Annotated in this window: 3 protein-coding genes and 1 other annotated feature; of the genes, 2 read left to right on the plus strand and 1 reads right to left on the minus strand. The window is 64.5% G+C overall.

Annotated features, from left to right (window positions below):
* Window positions 1-49: 49 nt before the first annotated feature.
* Entirely contained in the window at window positions 50-1,486 is a 1,437-nt protein-coding gene (locus tag AX669_RS11320; RefSeq protein WP_197418909.1) for a helicase C-terminal domain-containing protein, read from the minus strand.
* A gap of 272 nt (window positions 1,487-1,758) precedes the next feature.
* Here AX669_RS11320 and AX669_RS11330 point away from each other — a divergent pair.
* Both AX669_RS11330 and AX669_RS11335 read left to right on the plus strand, forming a co-directional pair.
* Window positions 1,759-3,002, plus strand: a protein-coding gene (locus AX669_RS11330; protein ID WP_144708558.1) for an IS3 family transposase whose coding sequence is annotated in 2 segments (ribosomal slippage) — window positions 1,759-2,032 and window positions 2,032-3,002 — 1,245 coding nt in all. Because the reading frame shifts where the segments join, the coding sequence is not laid out codon by codon here.
* Window positions 2,028-2,162, plus strand: a sequence feature (AL1L pseudoknot). (Overlaps the previous gene by 135 nt.)
* A gap of 413 nt (window positions 3,003-3,415) precedes the next feature.
* Window positions 3,416-3,901, plus strand: coding sequence for a hypothetical protein (locus AX669_RS11335; RefSeq protein ID WP_062258510.1), 486 nt, complete (start codon window positions 3,416-3,418; stop codon window positions 3,899-3,901).
* The last annotated feature ends 107 nt before the right edge of the window (window positions 3,902-4,008 follow it).

Raw genomic sequence — 4,008 nt, forward strand, 5'->3', positions numbered from 1 at the left:
CGGCATATGCCATCATCCCATACTGTCAACGAATTAATGACGCGCGACACTAGCTCATCTGAGGACCCTGGTGAGAGAGTCCGAAAGGAGAGTCGCCGTAGTCGCTGTGGCGCTGATCGCGCGCTGCCAGCGCATCACGCACTCTCTGGCTACCCTCGGCGTTGATCTGCTGCTGGGTGCGAGGCGGGGACGGCGAAGCTGAGTCGGTCTCCCACTCATCCCACGCCTGCTCCCACAGCGCCGATTCATTCTCATCCTGATGGCCCCTGGTCGCCGCCGCGGTCTCGGTGGCCTGAGCCTGCGGGGCGAGCGGTGTGGTGACATCTTCTTGCGGTTCTCCCTGCTCCTCCTCCGAGTTCTGGCCGCGCATCACTCGCTCGAGTTCGGCGACCTTGTGACGCACGGCCTGCAGTTCGGCTTCACGGGCGAAGGGCTGCCCAAGATTCGCCTCGGCTGTCACCTTGTCCCGTTGGGCTGCGTCGAGCCGCTGTTCCGCCCTCGCCAGTGCTCCTTCCATGCCGGCGAGAGCGTTTTCCATCTTGGTGACGACGCCGTGCGACCCGGGTAGTCCCATGAGCGCGAACGCGTCGTCACGCACGAAGACGTCGTCGGGGGCTGCCTGCATCTGGAGGTTCGCCTTCGTGACACCCAGGCTGGAGTCGACGACCACGTCGAACCGGTGCCCGCCCAGCGTCACCAGGGCCTCGAGCGTGACAGGTTCTCGCGTGACGCGGGCGCGTGACGCGGCTGCGCCGAGGTGCTCACGGATGGCGTTGGCAGCTTCGACGCGCTCGGTGAAGACCTGGCCTGCGACGGTGGCGCGGAAAGCGTCGCCCTTCGTCTCGGTACGGTCCGCGATCGCGTCCTTCAGCGCCGGGATGCGTCGCGAGTAGCTACTGATCGCGGTATTCGCCGCGTCAACCGCCTGCCGGGTCTGGGTCTGTGATCGCCGGTGCGCGGTCGCCAGGCTTTCCAGGACCGACAGGTCTTGGTCGGCCTGGGCTTTCTCCAGGATGAGGGGGTTGGCCGAGGCGATCGCCTTGACCTCGTTCATGTTGAACGACTGGCTGGTCTCGATGTCCTCAGCGCTACGTGTTTCCAGGTCGCCGTGCATGACCTGCTCGATGAACTTGGCCTTGCGCTCGGTGGTCTGCCACATGAAGGCGTCGAAGCTGCGCTTCGTCACGTACTGCAGGATCTGCACCTCAGGGTTTTGATTGCCCTGGCGGATGATGCGCCCATCGCGTTGCTCGAGGTCGGCGGGGCGCCATGGGCAGTCCAGGTGGTGCAGCGCGACCGCGCGGGTTTGGATGTTGGTGCCGACACCCATCTTCTGCGTCGAGCCGATCAGCACGTCGACCTCGCCGCCACGGCAGTCGGCGAACAACCGGTCTTTCTTGGCGTCGGTGTTCGCATCGTGCACGAAACGGATGCGATCACGATCCATCCCCTTGTCGACGAGGGCGTCACGCAGCCCGTTGTACATGTCCCACTTCTCATCGTTGGGCGTGCCCAGGTCAGAGAAGACGATCTGGAACCCTCCTCGATTCGTGTGCGGCTGCCCGTCAGCGGTCGTGTACTCGTTCTCCCGGTTGCCCTGCCAGATCGCGTGGATCCGTTCTGCGGCGACGTCGACCTTGCTCAACTGCGTGAACAAGGAGTCTTGCTCGCCCATGTCGGGGCGCGCCTCGTCGGGTAGCAACCTGAAGCGTCCCGGGTGTGATGCCGCTTCCTTTCGAGTTCGAGAGGATGTTGTTCATGCCGAAGAAGTTCGATCCCGAGGTGAAGGACCGCGCGGTGCGGATGGTCCTGGACCGCGTCGAGGAAGCCGGGTCCGTCACCAAGGCCGTCGCGTTGGTGTCACCGAAGGTCGACGTGGGCCGTGAAACCTTGCGCCGCTGGGTCTCGCAACACCGCGTCGACGCCGGCCTGAAGGACGGGCCGACCAGCGACGACCTGGCCGAGCTGCATCGTCTGCGCAGCGAGGTCAAGCGGTTGCGCGAGGACAACGAGCTCCTACGCAAGGCCTCGATTTTCTTCGCGGGGGAGCTCGACCCCCGCAACCGATGATCATGGGTTTCATCGATCAGATGCGCGCCGAGGGGCACGCGGTCGAGTCGGTCTGCAGGGTGCTCCGCCAGGAGGGCTGCCAGATCGCCGCACGCACCTACCGGGCCTGGCGCCACCGCAGCGCATCGGCCCGTGACACGTCCGACGCGGTCCTGCTCAACGTCCTGCACGACCTCGTCGGTACCCCGGAAGGGCTGTACGGGCGTCGCAAGATGACCGCCTGGCTACGTAGGCAAGGTCACCAGGTCGGCGCCGGTCGCGTGGATCGGCTCATGCGCGTCGCGGGGATGAACGGGGTACGCCGCGGCCGTCCGGTACGCACCACGATCCCGGCCAAGGACGGGCATCGGGCTGGTGACCTGCTCAACCGGGACTTCACCGCGGCAGCGCCGAACACGAAGTGGGTCGCGGACTTCACCTACGTACGCACGTGGGCGGGTTTCGTGTACGTCGCGTTCGTCCTGGACTGCTACTCCCAGAAGGTCGTGGCCTGGCACGCCGCGACGAGCAAGACGACACCGCTGGTCCTGACACCGCTGCGGATCGCGCTGTGGGAACGCGACCGAGCCGGGCACCCCGTCCAACCCGGCGAGCTGATCGCACATAGCGATGCCGGGTCGCAGTACACCAGCCTGCGCTTCGCCGAGCACCTGGCCGCCGAGGGCATCGCCGCATCGATCGGCACCGTCGCGGACGCGTACGACAACGCACTCATGGAGTGCGTCATCGGCCTGTACAAGACCGAGTGCATCACCACCACGATCTTCCACGACAGCCCGTACAAGACCATCGCCGACGTCGAGTACGCCACCGCCGGATGGGTCGAGTGGTACAACAACCGAAGGCTCCACTCGTCTCTGGCCATGACCACCCCGGCCGAGTACGAGAGCGCCTACTACGCCAACCTCAACCGAGAGTTGGCACCCGCATAGGAGCGGCACGAAACCCGGGACGCTTCAGTGGATCGGCGCAGCCGTGTTCTATCTCGTTTACACATCGGTAGTGATCTACCAGTGGCGCCATCCTGAGCATGTCCCCTACAAGTGGTTTCCCGCCTATGAGGAGCCTGGAGAGCGAACAACCCCACGCCGGGTTCGCGCTGTGCGCATTAGCACGGTGCTCTGTCTCGTCGTCCTGAACATCTTTGCTGTTGTCTGGGTTGTCGAACAGGTGTAGCGCTGAGCTGCGGCGCGATCGCAGAGGACTCTGGTGCGGATGCCTTACACACGCACGTGCGGAACCGTTGGGTTGGGCCACCGACCTGCCCCGGTCGTGCAGAACCCTTCGTTTGAGCTACCGGTGTGGGGCGCCGGTGAATCTTGCGTGTCAGTGCCAGAATCAGCGCATGGGACTATTCGGATTCGGCGAGCGTGACTGTGACGGCGACGAAGTTGAGGGTGACGACGAGGACTGGGGTATGGAGCCAGCGCACCCTCGCTTCGCAGCGCATTTCACTCATCCGATCTACAACGACTCGGGTAACGACTGGGGCCCGTTCGGCGATGATGAGGGAGCCGACACCCTCGCGGAGTGGGAAGATCGTCGCGACGAATTAACCTCCTCCACCCGGTTGCGGGACATGTACGATTCGGAAGAGGAATGGCAGGAGTCGGTCGCTGAGATCGGAACGTCGCCCCTCGACACGGACGACGAGGCCACCTGGGTTGTGGCGCGTGCCTTCACCCTGCTGCGACTGACAGGTCAGATCGACGACGAGGGCAAGGCTGCCGCCCTGCGAGGACTGGACCGGCTCCTCCAAGAGACTGACGACGCCGAGGAATATCTCCAGCAGAAGCGCGACCTCGAAGCTTGGCAGAACCCGAGTAACTGACACGCGGGACCATTCCGCGCAGTGCGGAAACGGTGGCGGATTCAACCGGTCTACGCACCATTGATGGTGTTCAGGCTATCGGTGAAGACATCGTGGGATGAGGCCCA

The sequence above is a fragment of the Dermacoccus sp. CCH2-D9 genome (assembly GCF_001556795.1).
In the GTDB taxonomy this organism is placed as follows: domain Bacteria; phylum Actinomycetota; class Actinomycetes; order Actinomycetales; family Dermatophilaceae; genus Dermacoccus; species Dermacoccus nishinomiyaensis.

Excerpts from the sequence above, each read along its gene's own strand:
- AX669_RS11320 (WP_197418909.1), bottom strand. The coding sequence starts at position 1,486 with ATGTACAACGGGCTGCGTGACGCCCTCGTCGACAAGGGGATGGATCGT.
- AX669_RS11335 (WP_062258510.1), top strand. The coding sequence starts at position 3,416 with ATGGGACTATTCGGATTCGGCGAGCGTGACTGTGACGGCGACGAAGTT.